Annotated in this window: 16 protein-coding genes; 9 read left to right on the top strand and 7 right to left on the bottom strand. The window is 72.6% G+C overall.

The genetic code is table 11. The features are described from left to right. Positions 1 to 235: 235 nt before the first annotated feature. Positions 236 to 1504, bottom strand: coding sequence for a TadA family conjugal transfer-associated ATPase (locus ABT026_RS09750; RefSeq protein WP_351113606.1), 1269 nt, complete (start codon positions 1502 to 1504; stop codon positions 236 to 238). 17 nt (positions 1505 to 1521) lie between these two features. Next, positions 1522 to 2634 (bottom strand): septum site-determining protein Ssd, encoded by a 1113-nt coding sequence (gene ssd, locus ABT026_RS09755; RefSeq protein ID WP_351113607.1) that lies wholly within the window; start codon positions 2632 to 2634, stop codon positions 1522 to 1524. A gap of 562 nt (positions 2635 to 3196) precedes the next feature. Here ssd and ABT026_RS09760 point away from each other — a divergent pair. Further along, positions 3197 to 4042 carry an HAD family hydrolase gene (locus ABT026_RS09760; RefSeq protein WP_351113608.1) on the top strand — a complete coding sequence of 282 codons (846 nt, stop codon included), beginning with the start codon at positions 3197 to 3199 and terminating at the stop codon, positions 4040 to 4042. Positions 4043 to 4517: 475 nt separating this feature from the next. Here ABT026_RS09760 and ABT026_RS09765 read toward each other — a convergent pair whose 3' ends face one another. Beyond that, on the bottom strand, positions 4518 to 5342 hold the full coding sequence (locus ABT026_RS09765; RefSeq protein WP_351113609.1) for a Fic family protein: 825 nt from the start codon (positions 5340 to 5342) through the stop codon (positions 4518 to 4520). Between the two features lie 196 nt (positions 5343 to 5538). Here ABT026_RS09765 and ABT026_RS09770 point away from each other — a divergent pair, with 196 nt between their 5' ends. Beyond that, positions 5539 to 6519, top strand: a complete 981-nt coding sequence (locus ABT026_RS09770) for an ATP-binding protein (RefSeq protein ID WP_351113610.1) — start codon at positions 5539 to 5541, stop codon at positions 6517 to 6519. A gap of 112 nt (positions 6520 to 6631) precedes the next feature. Here the strand turns inward: ABT026_RS09770 and ABT026_RS09775 are convergent, their stop codons facing one another. Continuing rightward, positions 6632 to 7939: a polysaccharide deacetylase family protein gene (locus ABT026_RS09775; RefSeq protein WP_351113611.1), complete on the bottom strand. Its 1308-nt coding sequence runs from the start codon at positions 7937 to 7939 to the stop codon at positions 6632 to 6634. Between the two features lie 344 nt (positions 7940 to 8283). On the opposite strand from ABT026_RS09775, the gene ABT026_RS09780 reads away from it, so the two are divergent. From ABT026_RS09780 to ABT026_RS09805, 6 genes are all read left to right on the top strand, one after another. Continuing rightward, positions 8284 to 10578 carry a SulP family inorganic anion transporter gene (locus ABT026_RS09780; RefSeq protein WP_351113612.1) on the top strand — a complete coding sequence of 765 codons (2295 nt, stop codon included), beginning with the start codon at positions 8284 to 8286 and terminating at the stop codon, positions 10576 to 10578. Between the two features lie 729 nt (positions 10579 to 11307). Then, positions 11308 to 13308, top strand: a complete 2001-nt coding sequence (acs, locus tag ABT026_RS09785) for an acetate--CoA ligase (RefSeq protein ID WP_351113613.1) — start codon at positions 11308 to 11310, stop codon at positions 13306 to 13308. Between the two features lie 250 nt (positions 13309 to 13558). Continuing rightward, positions 13559 to 14956 (top strand): Na+/H+ antiporter NhaA, encoded by a 1398-nt coding sequence (gene nhaA / locus ABT026_RS09790; protein WP_351113614.1) that lies wholly within the window; start codon positions 13559 to 13561, stop codon positions 14954 to 14956. A 184-nt stretch (positions 14957 to 15140) separates the two neighbouring features. Beyond that, positions 15141 to 15641, top strand: a complete 501-nt coding sequence (locus ABT026_RS09795) for a phage holin family protein (RefSeq protein ID WP_351113615.1) — start codon at positions 15141 to 15143, stop codon at positions 15639 to 15641. Continuing rightward, the gene (locus ABT026_RS09800) at positions 15638 to 16591 is read left to right on the top strand and encodes an alpha/beta fold hydrolase (protein ID WP_351113617.1); all 954 of its coding nucleotides are present in this window, start codon (positions 15638 to 15640) and stop codon (positions 16589 to 16591) included. The genes ABT026_RS09795 and ABT026_RS09800 overlap by 4 nt, the downstream gene beginning before the upstream one ends. Positions 16592 to 16847: 256 nt before the next feature. Beyond that, complete coding sequence (locus ABT026_RS09805; protein WP_351113618.1) at positions 16848 to 17027, top strand: hypothetical protein; 180 nt, start codon at positions 16848 to 16850, stop codon at positions 17025 to 17027. A 168-nt stretch (positions 17028 to 17195) separates the two neighbouring features. Here the strand turns inward: ABT026_RS09805 and ABT026_RS09810 are convergent, their stop codons facing one another. From ABT026_RS09810 to nth, 3 genes are all read right to left on the bottom strand, one after another. After that, positions 17196 to 18395 (bottom strand): MarP family serine protease, encoded by a 1200-nt coding sequence (locus tag ABT026_RS09810; RefSeq protein ID WP_351113619.1) that lies wholly within the window; start codon positions 18393 to 18395, stop codon positions 17196 to 17198. Positions 18396 to 18480: 85 nt separating this feature from the next. Beyond that, positions 18481 to 19194, bottom strand: a complete 714-nt coding sequence (locus tag ABT026_RS09815; RefSeq protein ID WP_351113620.1) for an NUDIX hydrolase — start codon at positions 19192 to 19194, stop codon at positions 18481 to 18483. Positions 19195 to 19284: 90 nt separating this feature from the next. Beyond that, positions 19285 to 20274 carry an endonuclease III gene (gene nth / locus ABT026_RS09820; protein WP_502967941.1) on the bottom strand — a complete coding sequence of 330 codons (990 nt, stop codon included), beginning with the start codon at positions 20272 to 20274 and terminating at the stop codon, positions 19285 to 19287. Between the two features lie 274 nt (positions 20275 to 20548). Here nth and ABT026_RS09825 point away from each other — a divergent pair, with 274 nt between their 5' ends. Further along, on the top strand, positions 20549 to 21223 hold the full coding sequence (locus ABT026_RS09825; protein WP_108956964.1) for a Crp/Fnr family transcriptional regulator: 675 nt from the start codon (positions 20549 to 20551) through the stop codon (positions 21221 to 21223). The last annotated feature ends 66 nt before the right edge of the window (positions 21224 to 21289 follow it).

The raw sequence follows: 21289 nt of genomic DNA on the forward strand, positions 1-21289 counted from the left end.
AGACCGCGCTCCCGGCCTCCGCCCGGCCCGCGCTCCCGGCCCCCGTCCGGCCCGCCCCACGGGCCCGGCTCCGCGTCCACGGCGCCGGATCGCGTCGGGGTCGCCCGCGCCATGGCTCGTGCCCGAGGAGCGTGCGACCTCGCTCCCGGCCACCACCAGAGGCCCACCGCCGCGCACACCGCCGCCATCGCGACCGCCCCGCTCCCCACCCCGACCGCACTCGCGGCCCCGAGCATCACCACGCCTCCCCCGCACCGGCCCGCTCCAGCGCCCGATCCTCCGGGCGACGCTCCGCCCACTGCTCCGCACCGTCCGGAGTCCCGGCGTCCAGCAGTCGCACCAAGCGCTCCCACCCGGTCTGCGGCACGAAGGCCCGCTCGCTCCACCGCAGGGCGGGCACCGTCCGCACCAGCCCCGCCGCGTCGCGCTCCAGCACCCGCACCTCGGCGATCCGACGGCGTCCGCCGCGATCACGCACGAGGTGGATCACCACCGACAGCGCCGCGGCGAGCTGGCTGTGCAGCGCGGCCCGGTCGAGCCCCGCGGCCGTCCCCAGGGCCTCCAGCCGGGCCGGGACGTCCGCGGCCGCGTTGGCGTGCACCGTCCCGCACCCGCTGTGTCCGGTGTTGAGCGCGGCCAGCAGATGGACCACCTCGGCCCCGCGCACCTCGCCCACGACCAGTCGGTCGGGCCGCATCCTGAGCGCCTGCCGCACCAGGTCCTCGAGCGTCACCAGCCCGGCGCCCTCCTGGTTCGCCGGTCGGCTCTCCAGCCGGACGACGTGGGGGTGCTCCGGCCGCAGCTCCGCCGAGTCCTCGGCCAGCACGATGCGCTCGGCCGGGCCGGCCAGGCCCAGCAGCGCGCTGAGCAGCGTGGTCTTGCCGGTACCCGTGCCTCCGCTGATCAGGAAGGACAGCCGGGCGTCCACCAAGGCCCGCAGCACCCCCTCCCCGCTGGGCGGCAACATTCCGGCGGCCGTCAGCTCGCCGAGGGTGAAGGCGCGCGGACGGACCACCCGCAGCGAGAGGCAGGCGCAGCCCACCGCGACCGGTGGGAGCACGGCGTGCAACCGTGTCCCGTCGGGCAGCCGCGCGTCCACCCAAGGGCGGGCGTCGTCGAGGCGGCGTCCGGCGACGGAGGCCAGCCGCTGGGCCAGCCGGCGCACCGCCACGGCGTCCGGGAAGGCGATGCCGGTCAGTTCCAGCCCCGTGCCCCGGTCCACCCACACCCGGTCCGGCGCGGACACCAGGACGTCCGTCACCGCGGGGTCGGCGAGCAGCGGTTCCAGCGGTCCGCTTCCCACCAGTTCGGAGCGCAGCCGCACCGCCGCGCCCAGCACCTCCTCGTCCCCGAGCACGCGGCCGCCCCGCTCGCGCAGCGCCTGGGCCACCCGGGCCGGTGTGGGGTCGGCTCCGCTCTCGGCCAGCCAGCGGCGCACTCCGTCGATCAGGTCTCCCGTCGACCCGGCGTCCTGAGGGGCTCCGCTCCCCGAACGGGCGTTCACGCTCCTCGTGCGGGCGTTCATCGTCCACCGGCCGAAGCCGTCGCGCGGTCCCAGAACTGGCGGCAGAACCGGGTCAACGGGGCCCGGGGCGCCGCCCCGGGAGGCAGCGAGGCCGTCGCGGGTGGACGCAGGTCCGGGTCGGCCGGGACCTCTCCGAGCAGGGGGAGGCCCAGCAGCCGGGCGACCTCCGCGCCGTCGAGGCCCGGTGCGTGGGGTCCGCGGACGGCGACCCGGAGGTCCCGCAGCACCATCCCGGCCATCGAGGCCACCCGGCCCGCCGCGGCCACCGCCCTGATCTCCGCGGGCACCACCAGCACCGCCAGGTCCAGCTGCGCCAGGATCTCCGCGACGCCCTCGTCGACCCGCCGGGGCAGGTCCACGACCACCGCACCACCGCCTCGCCGGGCCGCCGCCAGCACGGCACGCACGGCGTCGGGGGGAACGCTCACACAGTCACCGCGGTCCCAGCTCAGCACCCGTAGCGAGTGGAGGCTGGGCAGGGACTCCTCGAGCGCCCCGCCGCCCAGCCGGCCCCGCGAGGAGGCGAAGGCGGGCCAGCGCAGCCCTTCGGCGGCCTCGCCGCCCAGCAGCACGTCCAGCCCTCCCCCGAGGGGGTCGGCGTCCACCAGGAGCGTGCGCACCCCGCCACGGGCGGAGGTGACGGCCAGCGCGCAGGCCAGCGTGGAGGCTCCGGCCCCGCCCCGGCCGCCGATGACCCCGACCGTGAGGGCGGGGCGGCCCACGCCCTCCACGACGTCCGCGATCCGGTCCGTGAGCCATTGCTCGCCGTCCGGCAGCACCAGCACGTGGTCGGCGCCGATCTCGACGGCGTGACGCCACACCCCGGGATCGTCCGGGTCCCGCCCGACCAGGACGACGCCCGGTCTGCGCGGCGCGCTCCGTACCCGGCGGGCGGCGTCGTCCCCGATCAGGACGAGCGGCGCGCCCTCCCAGGCGGAGCGTCTGCCGGGTGGCCCGGGATGCACCTCGGGGGTCGCCCCGGCCGCGGCGCACAGCCGCAGCAGATCGTCGAGGAGCAGCGGGTCCTCGGTCACGATGAGCGGTACGCCCGCTCCCCGGCCGGGACCGCCGGCGGGTGTTCCGGGGGTGTCGGGGGTACGTCCGGTCATGGCTGCTGCCTCCTGCCCGCGCGGGGAGGACATGTCTCCCCGGCCGTCGGTGTCGGAACTGGTGTCGGAACTCAGCGGCGCGCGGGCGGAAAAACGGGGCGGGCGAAGGCACGAACCGTCAACCGGGCGCGTCGGAAACACCGTGCGGCACAACGGAAAAAGAAGTGGATCTTGGTGGAAAACGGGGGACAACCCGGCGAATGTGAATAACGGGTTCACCCCCACGAGCGACGCGCGAGGGCATGACCCACCGGCGCGCGGAGCCGTCGCGGAGAGGCAACCCGGACGCATCCCCTCGATTACCGACAGTCACCATCCGTGAGCACGCAAAAGGCGGCCGGATCCTCTGCGAGAGAGGCTCCGGCCGCCTGGTCCGGGGGGCGAAAACCCGTCCGGACATGCGACGACCCCCGCCGGGGGGGAGAGCGGGGGTCGTCATCCACGATCCGACTCGGGGGGGGGAGGAGCCGGACCGGGTTAGCACGGTCGCGAACGATCCGTGACTTCCATGGTGTACCCGAGAGGCTTCTCAGGCAAACCCACGCGCCACACCTTACGCCGAATGGCTGCCCCCTATGCTCGCCTTGTGGAAAACCACTCCTTGCCCCGCACCGCGGCCTTCTTCGACCTGGACAAGACGGTCATCGCGAAGTCGAGCACGCTCACCTTCGGCAGGTCCTTCTACCAAGGCGGACTGATCAATCGCCGCGCCGCCCTGCGCACGGCGTACATCCAGTTCGTCTTTCTGGCGGGCGGCGCCGACCACGACCAGATGGAACGCATGCGGAAGCACATGTCCGCCATGTGCCGCGGCTGGGACGTCCAGCAGGTCAGGGACATCATCGCCGAGACCTTGCACGACCTCATCGACCCGATCATCTACGACGAGGCCGCCTCGCTGATCGAGGAGCACCACCTGGCCGGCCGTGACGTGGTGATCGTCTCGACCTCCGGGTCGGTGATGGTCGAGCCGATCGGCGAGATGCTGGGCGCCGACCGGGTGGTGGCCACCCGGATGGTGGTCGGCGACGACGGCCGCTTCACCGGCGAGGTCGAGTACTACGCCTACGGCCCCACCAAGGCCGAGGCCATCCGCGAGCTGGCCGAGTCCGAGGGATACGACCTGACCCGTTGCTACGCCTACAGCGACTCGGCGACGGACCTGCCCATGCTGGAGACGGTGGGCCACCCGCACGCCGTCAACCCCGACCGCACGCTGCGCCGTGAGGCGCTGACGCGCGGCTGGCCGATCCTCGACTTCAGCCGGCCGGTCCGCCTGAAGCAGCGGGTGCCGAACTTCACGGCCCCCTCCCGCCCGGTGCTGGTCGCCGCGGCCACGGTCGGCGCCGCGGCAGCGGCCGCCCTCGTCTGGTACGCCACCAGCCGCAGGCGGGCGGCCTCCGTCTGACAGCCCGACACACGCCGCTCGGCCGTCGCACGGCGCCCCCTGACCATCGGTCAGGGGGCGCCGGCGCACAGGTCGCGGGAACGCCCCCTGCGGCCGGCGCGGAGTGTTCGAGCGAAGTACTTGAACGGCAAATCAAACGAATTCCGACAGGGGTTCACACAGGCCGCACAACAGGAGTACAAAGGACTTAACGGCCCGCGAGACCGGGGACATCCGACGGGATGACCTTCGCAACGCAATGGCCCCACGGACCGGAGCATGAACAACCGGGCACCCACGCGACGTCGACCCGTCGATTACGGGCCAGCCGCACCAGGCCACGGGAGAAAGTTCCCGGCCTGATGGGCGACTTACGAGGACGCTTGGTAACCCGGCGGCGTCATGCGAGCGGCGGCACGAGAACTCGTGCCGCCGCAACCCTGTGCGGGCCCGTGCGGGGCGGTTGGGCCCCCGCCCCCGCCCTGCCGGCCGCGTCTCAGGCGGCGCCGCGCTGAAGCGCCTCGCAGACCGCCGTCGACTCCCGGGCGCCCAGCTCGACCGCCTTGCCGCAGTGCGTGATCCAGGCGCTCATCCCCTCCGGAGTCCCGGAGACGTAGCCGTCCAGGGCCGCCCTATAGGCGGCCCGCCCCAGTTCCGCGTGCCCCACCTCGGCCGGGCAGATCGACTTGGGGTCCAGCCCGCTGCCCACCAGGACGATCCGCTCGGCGGCCCTGGCCACCAGACCGTTGTGCGAGCGGAACGGCCGCAGCGCGAGGAGCTCGCCGTGCACCACCGCGGCCTTGACCAGGGCGGGCGCCGAGCCGCCGTCGATGATCAGCCGGGCGAGCCCGTCCAGTCGTCCGGCGACCTCGTCCGCGTCGGGCAGCGGCAGCTCGATCAGCGGCTCGTCGACCGTCTCGCCGGCCAGCCGGGGGCGCCCGATGTCGTCGCCGCCGCCCGCGGCCGCCACCAGGTGCAGGCGGGCCAGCACCCGCAGCGGTGACTGCCGCCAGATGGAGAGCAGTTGCCCCGCCTCCGCGGTGAGCCGCAGCGCGGCGCCCACCACCCGGGCCTCGTCGTCACCGCTGAAGTCGGCCCTGCGGCGGACCTCCTCCAGCGCCCAGTCCGCGCCGGCCAGCGCGGCGGACCCACGGGCTCCGCGCAGAGCGGCCTCGGACGTGATCTCGTTGCTGCGGCGACGCATGATGCGGTGGCCGTAGACCCGGTCGACGTACTTGCGGACGGACTCCACGGAGTCGGCCACACCGGGAAGGGAACCCAGGGCCGCGAGCGGGTCGGCGGACGCGCCAGTCGTACTCATGAGTACGACATTACGCGCCCTCACCCGGCCCCACATCGCCCGGCCCGGCACCCCGCCCGGGGAGCACCGGAGCAAGTGACGGCGAGGGACGAGCCTTGACCGCGGTTCCGGCGGAGGCCCCACGATGGAGTGGTCGTCAGGACGATTACCGGCGGATCGGCCACACAGAGCGATGGACCTACTACGCTAGGTGAACATGAAAATTGCTTTCGTCGGCAAGGGCGGCAGCGGCAAGACGACCTTGTCCTCGCTGTTCGTACGCCATCTCGCAGCCTCCGGGGCGCCGGTCATCGCCGTGGACGCGGACATCAACCAGCACCTGGGAGCCGCGCTCGGCCTCGACGAGGCGGAGGCCGCCACCCTGCCCGCGATGGGCCGGCACCTCACCCTCATCAAGGACTACCTGCGCGGCACCAATCCGCGGATCGCCTCCGCCGAGGCGATGATCAAGACCACGCCGCCCGGCGAGGGCTCCCGCCTCCTGCGCGTACGCGAGCAGAACCCGGTGTACGAGGCATGCGCACGCCCGGTCGAACTGGACGGGGGCGCGGTCCGCCTGATGGTCACCGGCCCCTTCACCGAGTCGGACCTGGGGGTGGCCTGCTACCACTCCAAGACCGGCGCCGTGGAGATGTGCCTGAACCACCTGGTCGACGGGCGCGACGAGTACGTCGTGGTCGACATGACGGCCGGCTCCGACTCGTTCGCCTCGGGCATGTTCACCCGTTTCGACATGACCTTCCTGGTCGCCGAGCCCACCCGCAAGGGCGTCTCGGTCTACCGCCAGTACAAGGAGTACGCCCGGGACTTCGGGGTCGCCCTCAAGGTCGTGGGCAACAAGGTGCAGGGCCCCGAGGACATCGAGTTCCTGCGCGCCGAGGTCGGCGACGACCTGCTGGTGACGGTCGGCCACTCGGACTGGGTCCGGGCGATGGAGAAGGGCCGGCCCCCGTGCTTCGACCAACTGGACGCCGCCGACCGGGCCGCACTGGAGGCGTTGCGCACCGCGGCCGACGCGCGCTACGAGGCGCGGGACTGGGAGCGGTACACCCGCCAGATGGTGCACTTCCATCTCAGGAACGCCGAGTCCTGGGGGAACGCGAGGACGGGGGCCGACCTGGCGCAGCAGGTGGACCCCGGCTTCGTCCTCGACGAGCGGGTGAGCGAGCCGGCCTGAACCCTCGGCGCCCGGCCTCCTCGGGCGATGACGGCACGGAGTGCGGCCGGGGTTTCCGGCCGCACTCCCTGGCGAGCGGTGCCGCACGATGTCCTACGAGGGCGAGGTGCCGTCAGCGGCCGGGAGCCTGCGCGGCAGGAGCCGCGGGATCCGCCGGGGCGGCGGGATCCGCAGGATTCGCGGGCTTCGCGGGAGCTGCCGGGGACGTCATGAAGCGCTGCCATCCCTCCTGGGGCGCCTGTCCGATGCCGAGCGTCCGCAGCTTGGTGATCGTCTGCGGATCCTGCGCGTCCAGCCAGTCCGCGAGCTGCCGGAACGAGACGCAGCGCACCTCGGGCTGGGTGCACACTCCCTTGACGACCTCCTCGACCGCCCGCATGTAGACGCCGCCGTTCCACGACTCGAAGTGGTTGCCGATGATCACCGGCGCCCGGTTCCCGTCGTACGAGCGGCGGAAGGCGGCCATCAGGCCGTCCCGCATCTGGTCGCCCCACTGCTGGTGCATGGCCGGGTTGCCACGGGTACTGCCCCCGGACTGGTTGACCATGAAGTTGTAGTCCATGGAGATGGTCTCGAAGGCGCGGCCGGGCACCGGGACCATGTGCATGGACAGGTCCCACAGCCCGTCCTTCCGCTCGGGCCAGACCTGCTCGCGGACGCCGCTGGTGTCGTAGCGAAGGCCCAGTTCGCGGGCGGCCGCGCGGAAGTTCTGCTGCCCCTCCAGGCAGGGCGTCCGGCCGCCGACCAGTTCCTTCTCGTAGTCGAACGGCAGCGGCTGGGCGTCCTTGAGACCGGTGTTGGTCTTCCAGGTCTGCACGAAGCTCTTGGCCTGCGCGATCTCGCTCTTCCACTGCTCGACCGACCAGCTGCCGACGCCGTTGCCCCCGCAGAAGTGGCCGTTGAAGTGGGTGCCGATCTCGTTGCCCTCGAGCCACGCCTGGCGCAGCTGCTCGACGGTGGCGGCCACCCCCTGGACGTCGTTGAAGCCGATGTCGGAACTTCCCGCGGAGTGCCCGGGAGGCTGATAGAGGGAACGTTTCTCCTCCGGCAGCATGTACACGCCGCTGAGGAAGTAGGTCATGGTGGCCTTGTTCTCGGCGGCCACCTTCCGGAAGTGGGAGAAGAGCTTCTGCCCGTCCTCGCCGGCGCCGTCCCAGGAGAAGACGACGAACTGCGGAGGGCGCTGCCCGGGCTTGAGCCGTGAGGCCTTGGGCAGATGGGGCTGCGCCCCGGTATAGGCGGTGGACCCGTCCCCGATGAGACGGACCACCTGCGGCGCCTTCTTCTGCGCACCCTTCTTGGGGCCCGCCGCACCCTGGGCGCCTGCCGCGCCGTCGGCCCCTGTTCCACAGCCGGCCAGTGACACGGCGCAGGCCGCCGCCGCCACGAGCACGGCGACAGTTCTCCGGTTGGCGGTCATCTCCCGCCCCACCTTCTTCCTTCGCTCAGACCGAGCGCCCACTGAGGCGCTCCCCGGTGGACCGCCGGAGGCCCGGCGGAGCCGTCACGGTCGCACGAGGGAGCAAAGGTATTTGTATGACAAGCCGATGAAAATAACCCTTCACCCTTCTGGATGACTTATCAGGCCATTTGCACGTTTTCTCTGTACGAGCTCTTTACTCAGAATTACTGTTCGTTTACTGAGAGTTGGCACGCGTCGCATCCGCACGGTCTGCGGTCGGCCCATTGCCACAGTCCAGTGCCGTCGTCCGCGGTCGGCGAGCCTTCGCGCGACCGCGCTGTCCCGGAGGAGATACGCGCATCATGTCCGCCAGCGTTCCCGACCGCGCCGAGGCCCACGAGGCCGGGCGCATCCACCGTCCCCACAGTCCGCCGCCCCGGTGGCGCCGCCTCAGGATCGCGCCCGCCGACCTGTCCGCCTCGGTCACGGTGTTCCTGATCTCCCTGCCGCTCTCGCTGGGCATCGCGCTGGCCACCGGCGCTCCCCTCCAGGCCGGCCTGGTGGCCGCCGCCGTGGGCAGCCTGGTCGCCGGCCGTCTGGGCGGCGCCCCGCTCACCGTCAGCGGGCCCACGGCCGGCCTCACCGTGGTCACCGCGGACCTGATCCAGCAGTACGGATGGCGCACCACCTGCGCCGTCACCGTCCTCGCCGGCGTGACCCAGGTGGCCCTCGGCTGGCTCCGGGTGGCCCGCACCGCACTCGCCGTCAGCCCGGCCATCGTGCACGGCATGCTGGCCGGCATCGGCGTCACCATCGCCGTGGCCCAGCTGCACATCGTCCTCGGCGGCACCCCGCAGAGCTCGGTCCCGGAGAACCTCCGCGCGCTGCCCGCCCAGCTGGCCGACCTGCACCCGGGCGCCGTCGCCGTCAGCGCCCTGACCCTGACGGTGCTGCTCGGATGGTCGCGGATCCCCGGCGCGGCCGGGCGGATCATGCGCCTCGTCCCCGCCGCGCTCGCCGCCATGCTGACGGCCACCGCCGTCGCCCTCGCCCTGGGGCTCAGCCTCCCCCGCGTCGACCTCCCCTCCTGGTCCAACCACGCGCTGGCCGGTTTCCCCGAGGGCCCCGCGCTGCCGCTGGCCGCGGCGGTGCTCACCATCACCCTGGTCGGCGGCGTGGAGACGCTACTCTCCGCGGTGGCCGTGGACAAGATCGCCGCGACCCGTGGCGGCCCGCCGGTGCCGCGTGCCGACCTCGACCGGGAACTGCGCGGCCAGGGCTTCGCCAACATGGCCTCCGGCGCCCTGGGCGGCCTGCCGGTCACGGGCGTGGCGGTGCGCAGTTCGGCCAACGCCCGCTGCGGCGCGGTCAGCCGCAACTCGGCGATGCTGCACAGCCTGTGGATCGCCGCCGCGGCACTGCTCCTGGTGCCCGCGCTGGAGCTGATCCCGCTCGCGGCGCTCGCCGCCCTGGTGATGGCGATCGGCGTCCAGATGGTCTCCCTCCACCACATCCGCACGGTCAACCGCCACCGCGAGGCCCTGGTGTACGCGGTCACCGCCGTGGCCGTCACCTTTCTGGGGGTCCTCCAGGGCGTGGGCGTCGGCGTGCTCGCCGCGGTCGCGGTGGCCCTCCACCGCCTGACCCACACCCGGATCACCCACGAGGTGCGCGAGGGCGTCCACCGCGTCCATGTCCGCGGACAGCTGACCTTCCTCGCCGTTCCCCGGCTCAGCAGGGTGCTGCACCTCATCCCGGAGGGCGCCGACGCGATGGTGGAGCTGCACGGCTCCTTCGTGGACCACGCCGCGTACGAGTCGCTCCAGGACTGGCGCACCTCTCACCGGGCGCACGGCGGCTCCGTCCGCCTCACCGGTCTGCGCACGGGCCTGACGGCCGTCGGCACGCCGACCGCGGCCGAGCCCTGCCCACCCGGTCCACCGGACGCCTCCGGAGCGCCCGGCGGACCGCCGCCCAGCGAGCACGAGCTGGTGCGCGGCATCAGCGCCTTCCAGCGGGACACCGCACCCCTGGTGCGCAGCGAGCTGGCCAGGCTGGCGCGGGAGGGGCAACGGCCCGCGCAGCTCTTCCTCACCTGCGCCGACTCGCGGCTGGTGACGTCGATGATCACCACGAGCGGGCCGGGTGACCTCTTCGTCGTCCGCAACGTCGGGAACCTGGTGCCGCCGCCGGGTGAGGAGTCGGGCGACGACTCGGTGGCAGCCGCCATCGAGTACGCGGTGGACGTCCTGCGGGTCCGTTCCATCACGGTCTGCGGCCACTCCGGATGCGGCGCGATGCAGGCCCTGCTCGACTCGGAGCCGGGCGGTGACGGGACCCCGCTGGAGCGGTGGCTGCGGCACGGGCTGCCCAGCCTGCGCCGCGTGGCCTCCGGCGCGCATCCTCCGGCGCGGCTGGCCGCCAGGGATCCGGCGGATGCGGTCGAGCTCCTGTGTCTCACCAACGTGGCGCAGCAGCTGGAGCACCTGAAGGCCCACGAGTCGGTCGCCCGGGCCGTCGCGGAGGGGCGCCTGGAGCTCAACGGCATGTACTTCCACGTCGGCGAGGCTCAGGCCTACCTGCTGACCGAGTCGCGCGGCACGCCGGTCTTCGACGACGTCCGGGAGTCGGAGGCCGATCTGACCGGCGCGAGCTGACCGCCTGCCATGCAGAGGCGCGCGGGCGGCGGGGCCGATCAGGCCTCGCCGCCCGGGCGCCACCGACCTGGGCCGCCGATTCGCGGGGCCCTTCGGCCGACCGGCACGCGGGTGGTCGGCACACCGACCGGCACGCGGGTGGTCCCCCGCCGACCGGCACGTGAGCCCGGTGGCGCGTCACCGCGGGAGGGGGCACCGGGCACGGATCGCCGCGACAGAACCCGCACCGCACCGCGGCCCGCCGGGCACCGCGACGGTGCCGCATCCGGCCCGCCGCCACAGTCCCGGTCCCGCACCGTGCCCCGAGTCCAGCCGCCACGGTCCCACCGTGCCCCGAGTACACCCGGCCGCCCGGCCGCCCGGCCGCCGCGGCCGCACCCCATCACCTGTCCGGCCGCCGGCCGCCGCTCCCCGTCGGCCCCACCCATGGGTAGACGTCACCACCTGCGGGTAGTCCGTCCATCACGACGCGGACCGGCCCGCGCCCCGCGGGCGGCCCGGCAACGGCTCGGCGGCGCCGGGCGTGCGTCGCGTCGTGGTGTCGCGTGTGACGTCGCGCCCCGGGGCGGGTCCCCCGCTGAACTCCGCCGCGCGGCCGTACGTGACAACGGATGACCGATCCGCGCAAGCCACCGCGAAGACCGAGGTCGCAGCCCCGGAGGAAACCCGCACAGGTCTACACCAATTTCCGGTCGACCCTTGTCAGTACTCCCTCCGGTCTGATGAGCTGTGGCTTGGGACACAGCGGACACCCTTGGAATGGGAGATGTCGTGAGCAACGAAAGCCTGGCCAACCTGCTCAAAGAGGAGCGCAGGTTCGCACCCCCCGCCGACCTGGCCGCCGCGGCCAACGTCACCGCGGAGGCGTATGAGCAGGCCAAGGCTGACAGGCTCGGCTTCTGGGCCGAGCAGGCCCGCCGGCTGACCTGGGCCACCGAGCCGAACGAGACGCTCGACTGGTCGAACCCGCCGTTCGCCAAGTGGTTCCAGGACGGCACCCTCAACGTGGCCTACAACTGCGTGGACCGTCACGTGGAGGCCGGCAACGGCGACCGGGTGGCCATCCACTTCGAGGGCGAGCCCGGCGACACGCGCGCCATCACCTACGCCGAGCTCAAGGACGAGGTCTCCCGCGCCGCCAACGCGCTGCTCGAACTGGGCGTCCGCCAGGGCGACCGGGTGGCCGTCTACATGCCGATGATCCCGGAGACGGCCGTCGCGATGCTGGCCTGCGCCCGTATCGGCGCCGCCCACTCGGTGGTCTTCGGCGGCTTCTCCGCCGACGCGCTGGCCACCCGCATCAAGGACGCCGACGCCAAGGTGGTCATCACCGCCGACGGCGGCTGGCGCCGCGGGAAGCCGTCCGCGCTCAAGCCCGCCGTGGACGAGGCGCTCACCAAGGTCGACGGCGTGGAGCACGTGCTGGTGGTCCGCCGCACGTCCCAGGAGGTCGACTGGACCGAGGGCCGCGACGTCTGGTGGCACGAGATCACCGAGCGGCAGTCGGCCGAGCACACCCCCGAGGCGTTCGAGGCCGAGCAGCCGCTGTTCATCCTCTACACCTCGGGCACCACGGGGAAGCCGAAGGGCATCCTGCACACCTCCGGCGGCTACCTGACCCAGGTCGCGTACACCCATCACGCGGTGTTCGACCTGAAGCCGGAGACCGACGTCTACTGGTGCACCGCCGACGTCGGCTGGGTCACCGGCCACTCGTACATCGTCTACGGCCCGCTGGCCAACGGCGCCACCCAGGTCATGTACGAGGGCACCCCGGACACCCCGCACCAGGGCCGTTTCTGGGAGATCGTCCAGAAGTACGGCGTGACCATCCTCTACACGGCCCCCACCGTGATCCGCATGTTCATGAAGTGGGGCGACGACATCCCCGCCAAGTTCGACCTGAGCTCGCTGCGCGTGCTCGGTTCGGTGGGCGAGCCGATCAACCCCGAGGCGTGGGTCTGGTACCGCGACCGCATCGGCGCGGGTTCCAAGCCGGTCGTGGACACCTGGTGGCAGACCGAGACCGGCGCGATCATGATCTCTCCGCTGCCCGGCGTCACGGAGACCAAGCCCGGCTCCGCCCAGGTCGCGCTGCCCGGCATCGCGGCCACCGTGGTGGACGACGAGGCCAACGAGGTGCCCGACGGGGGCGGCGGCTACCTGGTGCTGACCGAGCCGTGGCCCTCGATGCTGCGCACCATCTGGGGCGACGACCAGCGGTTCATCGACACCTACTGGTCCCGTTTCCCCGGCAGGTACTTCGCGGGCGACGGCGCCAAGAAGGACGACGACGGCGACATCTGGCTGCTCGGCCGGGTGGACGACGTGATGCTGGTGTCCGGCCACAACATCTCCACCACCGAGGTCGAGTCCGCGCTGGTCTCGCACCCGAAGGTCGCCGAGGCGGCCGTGGTGGGCGCGGCCGACGAGACGACCGGCCAGGCGATCGTCGCCTTCGTCATCCTGCGCGGAAACGCCTCCGAGGACGACGGTCTGGTCGACGAGCTGCGCAACCACGTGGGCGCGACGCTCGGCCCGATCGCCAAGCCCAAGCGCGTCCTGCCGGTCGCGGAGCTGCCCAAGACCCGCTCCGGCAAGATCATGCGCCGTCTGCTGCGGGACGTGGCGGAGAACAGGGCCCTGGGTGACGTGACCACGCTGACCGACGCCGGGGTCATGCAGCTCATCCAGGACAAGCTGCCGTCGGCGCAGAGCGACTCCGACTGAGGCGGCAGGACCTCGACACAGCCGGGAGCGGGCCGCCGTGGCGGCTGTGGCGGCTGTGGCGGCCCGGGTTCCGCGCGAGAGCGCGACGGAGCCCGGGCCGCCCTGCCACTTCCCTGCCCCATTGGGTAGGCTGATGATCGCGTCTTATGTCTCCGTGCTCTCAGCGTGGTGACGCAAAGACCTCAGGTGCGCCGGGAAGTCTGGTCGGCATGACTACAGCCATGCCCCGACCACCCAGGAGAGCGCCCTGATGGCGAAGCCCGAGCACACCACCGATCCCGCGCCCAACGAGGCCTTCCGCAGGGTCTCGTTGCGCGAACGCGGCTTCCTGGCGGACGCCCTGCGTACCGAGACGGTCGGTGGCGTCCTGCTCCTCATCGCCGCGGTCGCCGCGCTGGTGTGGGCGAACGCACCGGGCATCAGCGGCAGCTACGAGTCCTTCAGCAACATCCACATCGGGCCGTCCGTCCTCGGTCTCGACCTGTCGATCGAGCACTGGGCCTCGGAGGGCCTGCTGGCGATCTTCTTCTTCGTGGCCGGCATCGAGCTCAAGCGCGAGCTGGTGGCCGGCGACCTCAAGGATCCCAAGGCGGCCGCCCTCCCGGTGATCGCCGCCGTCTGCGGCATGGTCGCGCCCGCCCTGGTGTACCTCTCGGTCACCGGCGCCATGGGCGGGTCGGCGTCCGGCTGGGCGGTCCCGACCGCCACGGACATCGCCTTCGCGCTGGCCGTCCTCGCGGTGATAGGCACCTCGCTGCCCTCGGCGCTGCGCGCCTTCCTGCTGACCCTCGCGGTGGTCGACGACCTGCTCGCCATCGTGGTCATCGCGATCTTCTTCAGCCACCACCTGAACTTCGCCGCCCTGGGCGGGGCGGCGGCCGGGCTGGCGGTCTTCTGGTTCCTGCTCCGCAAGGGCGTCCGCGGCTGGTGGATCTACGTGCCGCTCGGCCTGGTGATCTGGGGCCTGATGTACAACAGCGGCGTCCACGCGACGATCGCCGGCGTGGCCATGGGCCTGATGCTGCGCTGCTCGCGCCGCGAGGGCGAGGACGTCTCGCCCGGCGAGCGGATCGAGCACCTGGTCCGGCCGCTCTCCGCGGGCCTGGCCGTGCCGCTGTTCGCGCTGTTCGCGGCGGGGGTGCCGGTGGCGGGGGGCGACCTCGCCGCGGTGTTCACCCAGCCGGAGACGTTGGGCGTGACGCTGGGCCTCGTCGTCGGCAAGACGGTCGGCATCTTCGGCGGCACCTGGCTGGCCGCCCGCTTCACCCGCGCCGCCCTCAGCGACGACCTGGCCTGGGCCGACGTGTTCGCCCTGGCCACCCTCGCGGGCATCGGGTTCACTGTGTCGCTGCTGATCGGTGAGCTGGCCTTCGAAGGCGACGCCGAGCTCACCGAGCACGTGAAGGCCGCCGTCCTGGTCGGCTCGCTCCTGGCCGCCCTGCTCGCCGGCGTGCTGCTGCGGCTGCGCAACGCCACGTACCGGCGGCTGACCGAGGAGGAGGAGCGGGACGAGGACAGCGACGGGATCCCGGACGTATACACCCAGGACGACCCGGAGTACCACCTGCGGATGGCGCGGATCCTGGAGCGCAAGGCCGCCGAGCACCGTCGCCTGGCCGAGACGATGGCGGCCGAGCGACGCGAGTGAGGGCGCACCGGCCTGCCCGGCTCCGCGACTTCTGCCGTGACTCTTCTTCAGGTCTTCGCCCGGGGCGACGTACAGCGGGGGTGATCGGGGGTACCTCTACTACCGGCCGGTGCGCGCAAGGTTCGTGCGGGTCCGGCATGATCTGACTGGACGGTACAGAACTCGGCAGGAAAGGGAGTCCGCGATGAGCGCACCCGACGGCAACCCGGTCGGCACCGAACGCAGCATGGGTCAGCTGTTCGCCACGGCGTCGACCGAGATGTCCGCTCTGGTCCAGGACCAGATCGCCTACGCGCGGGCGTTGCTCAAGCAGGACGTCAAACGAGGCGCCACCGGCTCGGCCCTCTTCACCGTGGCGCTGGCCCTGCTGGTGTTCTCCCTGCCGATGCTCAGCTTCGCCCTGGCCTACGGCATCCACACCTGGTCGGAGTGGAACCTGGCGATCTGCTTCCTGCTCTCCTTCGCCGCCTCCCTCGTCGTCGCCCTCGTGCTGGTGCTGATCGGCATGGTCTTCGTCAAGAAGGCCAAGAAGAGCCGCGGCCCGCAGCAGGTGAGCGAGGAGATGAAGCGGACCGCCGAGGTGCTGCAGAACGCCAAGCCGCACCCCCGCCCCGCCGTGGCGCCCGCCGCCCCCGCCGACCTGTACGCCAAGCAGCTCGACTCTGTGGCACGCTCGTCGTCATGACCGAACCGGCCACTCCCTCGGCGCAGCCCGCCTCGGCGGTGCGGGTCGACCTGCCCGACGGCAGGAAGGTGATCCACCGCGACGTCGCCGCCAACGGCGCCCGCTTCCACATCGCCGAGCTGGGCGACGGCCCGCTGGTCCTGCTGCTGCACGGCTTCCCCCAGTTCTGGTGGGCCTGGCGCCACCAGATGAGCGCCCTCGCCGACGCGGGCTTCCGCGCCGTGGCGATGGACCTGCGGGGCGTCGGCGGCAGCGACCGCACCCCCCGCGGCTACGACCCCGCCAACCTGGCGCTCGACATCACCGGCGTGGTCCGGTCGCTGGGCGAGCCCGACGCCGCCCTGGTCGGCCACGACCTGGGCGGCTACCTGGCGTGGACGGCGGCGGCGATGCGGCCCAAGCTGGTGCGCCGACTGGTGGTCTCCTCGATGGCCCACCCCCGCCGGTGGCGCTCGTCGATGCTGTCCGACCCCCGGCAGTCCTCGGCCGGCTCCCACATCTGGGGGTTCCAGCGGCCCTGGGTCCCCGAGCGGCAGCTGACCGCCGACGGCGGGGAGCTGGTCGGCCGTCTGATCCGCGAGTGGTCGGGGCCGGGCGGCGGGCCCGACGAGCAGGTTCTCGAGGTCTACCGGCGGGCGATGTGCATCCCGTCCACGGCGCACTGCTCGGTCGAGCCGTACCGGTGGATGGTGCGGTCCCTGCTGCGCCCCGACGGCCTTCAGTTCAACCGGCGCATGAAGCGTCCGGTGCGGGTGCCGACACTGCACCTGCACGGTTCGCTGGACCCGGTGATGCGCACCCGCACGGCCGCGGGCTCCGGGGAGTACGTCGAGGCGCCCTACCGGTGGCGGCTCTTCGACGGCCTCGGTCACTTCCCCCACGAGGAGGACCCGGTGGCGTTCTCCACCGAGCTCGTGAACTGGCTGAAGGACCCCGAGCCGGACCGCTGAGCGGACGGCTGAGCGCGCAGCTCGGCGGACAGCGGAACGGACCGCCGGGCGGACGACCGGACGGGGCAGGCGCACGGGCGCACACCGGCGCGCCCGCGGCGCACGCGCGCCCCCTGCCACGGAGCCGTCCGAGCAGGTGACCGACCGATATCCGGACCCGGCTTCCTGTCCTACGAACAGCCCATGCCTGCCGCATAGGCCAATTGGGGTCGTCCGGCGAGGTTATCGACCTTGGGCCAGGGGCACACGTCGGGGTATGGGCTGGACGTACGACTTCAGTGACGCAGCACGTGACCGCCGCTCCGCCGATGGGCCGGGCAGCCGCCGCCGTGGGGCACCGCGGGCACCGGCAACCGACCTCGGCGTGGGCATCGGCGGCATACTGCGCCGGCGCGCCCGGTGGGTCTCCGTGCGCCTGCGCCAGCAGCGCGCCTGACCTGCCTCGGCACCGTCTTTCCCCGGACCGACTTCTTCGGCCGCTTCGCACCGTCGACCGGCGCCGCCCGGCGCGCGGTCTTCCGGCGGGGAGCCTCCCGGCAACGGGGCCTCCCGGCGCGGGAGGCCCCGCGCGCCGGACGGGCTCACCGGGGTGACGAGGACCTCGTCACAGGGCGCACTGGTCGCTGTCCACCTGCTGGTCGGCGCGACGGCCCTGCTCGATGTCGTCCTTGATCTCGTCGACGGTGAGCGCGTAGCCGGTGTCCGGGTCGTCCAGCGACTTGGCGAACACCACTCCGGCGACCTCGCCGCGCGGGGTCAGCAGCGGCCCGCCGGAGTTGCCCTGCCGCACCGTCGCGTACAGCGAGTAGACCTGGCGCTGCACGGTGGAGCGGCGGTAGATGTCCGGCCCGTTGGCCGGGATCTGCCCGCGCACGCGGGCCGCGCGGACGTCGTAGCCGCCGTTCTCCGGGAAGCCGGCGACGATGGCGTCGTCGCCGCTCCGTGCCGGCTGGGAGGCGAACCGCAGCGGTTTGGCCGTCAGGGCCGGGACGTCGAGGACGGCGATGTCGCGCCGCCAGTCGTAGAGCACCACCGTGGCGTCGTAGCGGCGGCCCTCGCCGCCGATCTGCACGGTCGGCTCGTCGACCCCGCCGACGACGTGCGCGTTGGTCATCACCCTCTGTCCGGCGAAGACGAAGCCGGTGCCCTCCAGGACCTTGCTGCAGCCGGACGCGGTGCCCATGACCTTGACGATGGAGCGCTTGGCCCGCACCGCCACCTCGCTCTCGACGAGCGCCGCGTCCGGCGGGGCGACCTCGCGGATCGGCTCGTTGGCGAAGGGGCTGAAGACCTGCGGGAAGCCGTTCTGGGCGAGCACGGAGGAGAAGTCCGCGAACCAGGTGTCGGCCTGGTCCGGCAGCGTCTGCGAGACGCCCTGGAGCACCTGGGAGGTGCGGACCTGCTTTCCGACGGTCGGCAGCGTCGTCCCGGCCAGCGCCGAGCCGATCAGCCAGGCCACCAGCAGCATGGCCACCACGTTGACCAGCGCACCGCCGGTCGCGTCGAGCGCGCGGGCCGGCGACCAGGTGATGCGGCGCCGCAGCTTGCCGCCCCAGTGCGTGGTCAGCGCCTGCCCGACGGAGGCGCAGACGATCACGACGATCACCGCGACCACCGCCGCGACCGTGCTGACCTGCGAGTTGTCGGTGAGCGCGTCCCAGACCACCGGGAGCAGGTAGACCGCGATCAGACCGCCGCCCAGGAAGCCGATCACCGACAGGATGCCGACCACGAAGCCCTGGCGGTATCCGACGACCGCGAACCAGCCGGCGGCGATCAGCAACAGAATGTCCAGCACGTTCAACGCTTCACGCCTCGCCTCGTCCTCTCCCGGCCACCGCACCTCGTCCGCCGGGGCCCACCGTCGTCCCTTCCCGTCGGGGTCCCGGTCACGACCTGCGGTCGAGGGACACCTCGCGGTCGCGGTCCCAGGGAAGTTCCCAGCCCGCGAAATGCAGCAGACGGTCGATGATCCCGGCGGTGAACCCCCACACGAGGGCGGACCGCACCAGGAAGGCGGGACCACGGTAACCGCTCGGGTGCACCGCCATCGCCCGGTTGGCGGCGTCGGCGAGTTCGTCGATCGGGGCGGTGAAGACGCGGGCCGTCTCCGCCGGGTCGACCACCCGCACCGGGCTGGGCTCCCGCCACCAGCCCAGCACGGGTGTGACGACGAAGCCGCTGACCGGGATGTAGAGCTTGGGGAGCGCGCCGAAGAGCTGCACGCCGGCCGGGTCGAGACCGGTCTCCTCCTCGGCCTCGCGCAGGGCGGCGCGCAGCGGACCGTCGGTGTGCGGATCGCCGTCCTCGGGGTCGAGGGAGCCGCCGGGGAACGAGGGCTGACCGGCGTGCGAACGCAGCGAGCCGGCCCGCTCGGTCAGCAGGATCTCGGGGCCGTCCTTGCCCTCGCCGAACAGGACGAGCACGGCGGACTGCCGCCCCCGCCCGTCCTCGGGCGGCAGGAAGCGGCTCAGCTGGCGCGGTTCGACCCTCTCCACGGCCTCGGCCACCGGGCCGAGCCAGGAGGGCAGCCCTCGGGCGGACAGGCCGATGCCGCCGGACACGGTCGTCGCACCGCGGTCCGCGTCGCTCGCACGTGTCATCGCCACCCCGGTTCCGTGTCGCACGCCCCGCCGTTCAACGTCTCGTGATCCGTCCATCGTTCCCACGCCGGGCGTCGCCCGACGGTTCCCTCATTCCTTGCCCAGCGGCGGGGCGGGGATGCCGCCGTGGTCCAGGTACGACTGCGGGGGCTTGAGCCGCTGGCCGGGGAAGCCGCCCTTCTCGTACTTCAGCAGCTTCTTCGCCTTCTCCGGGTCCGTCTCACCCTCCCCGTACGAGGGGCAGAGCTCGGCGATCGGGCAGGCGCCGCAGGCGGGCTTGCGGGCGTGGCAGATGCGGCGGCCGTGGAAGATCACGTAGTGGGACAGCATCGTCCAGTCCCGCTTGGGGAAGAGCGTGCTCATCTCGGCCTCGATCTTCTCCGGCTCGGAGGCCTCGGTCCACCTCCAGCGGCGCACCAGACGCATGAAGTGCGTGTCGACGGTGATGCCGGGGCGGCCGAAGGCGTTGCCCAGCACCACGAAGGCGGTCTTGCGGCCCACGCCGGGCAGCTTGACCAGCTCCTCGAGCTTCCCGGGCACCTCACCGCCGAACTGCTCCACCAGGGCCTTGGACAGGCCCATCACCGAGCGGGTCTTGGCGCGGAAGAAGCCCGTGGGGCGGAGGATCTCCTCCACCTCCTCCGGGTTCGCCGCCGCGAGGTCCTCGGGGGTGGGGTACCTGGCGAACAGCGCGGGGGTGGTCTGGTTGACCCGCAGGTCGGTGGTCTGGGCGGAGAGCACGGTGGCCACGAGCAGCTGGTAGGGGTTCTCGAAGTCCAGCTCGGGGTGGGCGTACGGGTACACCTCCGCCAGCTCGCGGTAGATCCGGCGGGCCCGGCGCACCAGGGCGACGCGGGACTCCGGCTTGGCGGCCCGTCGCGCCGCGGGCTTCCCGCCCGCGCCCTTCGCGGCCGGTTCGGCGGCCTTTGTGCCGGCCTTCTCGGCCGGTTCGGCGTCCGCCTTCGCGGCCCTCGCGTCCGCCCGCGCGGTGGCGCCGGCCGGCTCGCGGGTCTCGTCGTCCGCCACGTTCGTCGCTCCATTCGTGGTCTGTTCGCCGACGGCGGAATCACCCTGTCCGATCACCCGGTCGGACCGCCTGGGCCGTGTAGTCGTCGGCGTTTCGGACACCCGGCCAGCCTAAGGCTCCGCATGGACATCCGCCGCGTACCCCGGGGATCACGGCTCAATTGGGCCCCTGGCGCAATGTCTGGCACACCAGTGCGGCATCCTTGTGACAGATCACACTGTTTGGACCCTCCGGCAAAATGGGGAACCAAGGCCCCTGGACGACCGGTGGTACGGACGGTAACCGGGGGGACAGGATTCCCTGAGCAGGTCGAATAGGAGAGATCTCGTGGACGACGTTCTGCGGCGCGCCCCGCTCTTCGCGGCGCTCGATGACGAGCAGGCCGCGGAGCTCCGCGCGTCGATGAGTGAGGTGACCCTCGCACGCGGCGACGCGCTGTTCCACGAGGGCGACCCGGGTGACCGCCTGTACGTGGTCACCGAGGGCAAGGTGAAGCTCCACCGGACGTCTCCGGACGGCCGCGAGAACATGCTGGCGGTGCTCGGCCCCGGTGAGCTGATCGGTGAGCTGTCGCTCTTCGACCCGGGCCCGCGCACGGCGACCGCCACCGCGCTGACCGAGGTGAAGCTGCTGGGCCTCGGCCACAGCGACCTCCAGCCCTGGCTGAACGCCCGCCCGGAGGTGGCCGCCGCCCTGCTGCGCGCCGTCGCCCGGCGCCTGCGCAAGACCAACGACCAGATGTCCGACCTGGTGTTCTCGGACGTGCCCGGCCGCGTCGCGCGCGCCCTGCTCGACCTGTCGCGCCGCTTCGGCGTGCAGTCCGAGGAAGGCATCCACGTCGTCCACGACCTCACGCAGGAGGAGCTGGCCCAGCTGGTGGGCGCCTCCCGCGAGACGGTGAACAAGGCGCTGGCCGACTTCGCCGGGCGCGGCTGGCTGCGCCTGGAGGCCCGTGCGGTGATCCTGCTGGACGTCGAGCGGCTGGCGAAGCGCAGCCGCTGAGCCGCGCCTGCGCCGCGCGGACGTCGTGCGGACGGCCGCGCGGACGGAGCAACCCCTGAGGGAGTA

It is taken from the genome of Streptomyces sp. NPDC002734 (assembly GCF_040295685.1).
Classification (GTDB): Bacteria; Actinomycetota; Actinomycetes; order Streptomycetales; family Streptomycetaceae; genus Streptomyces.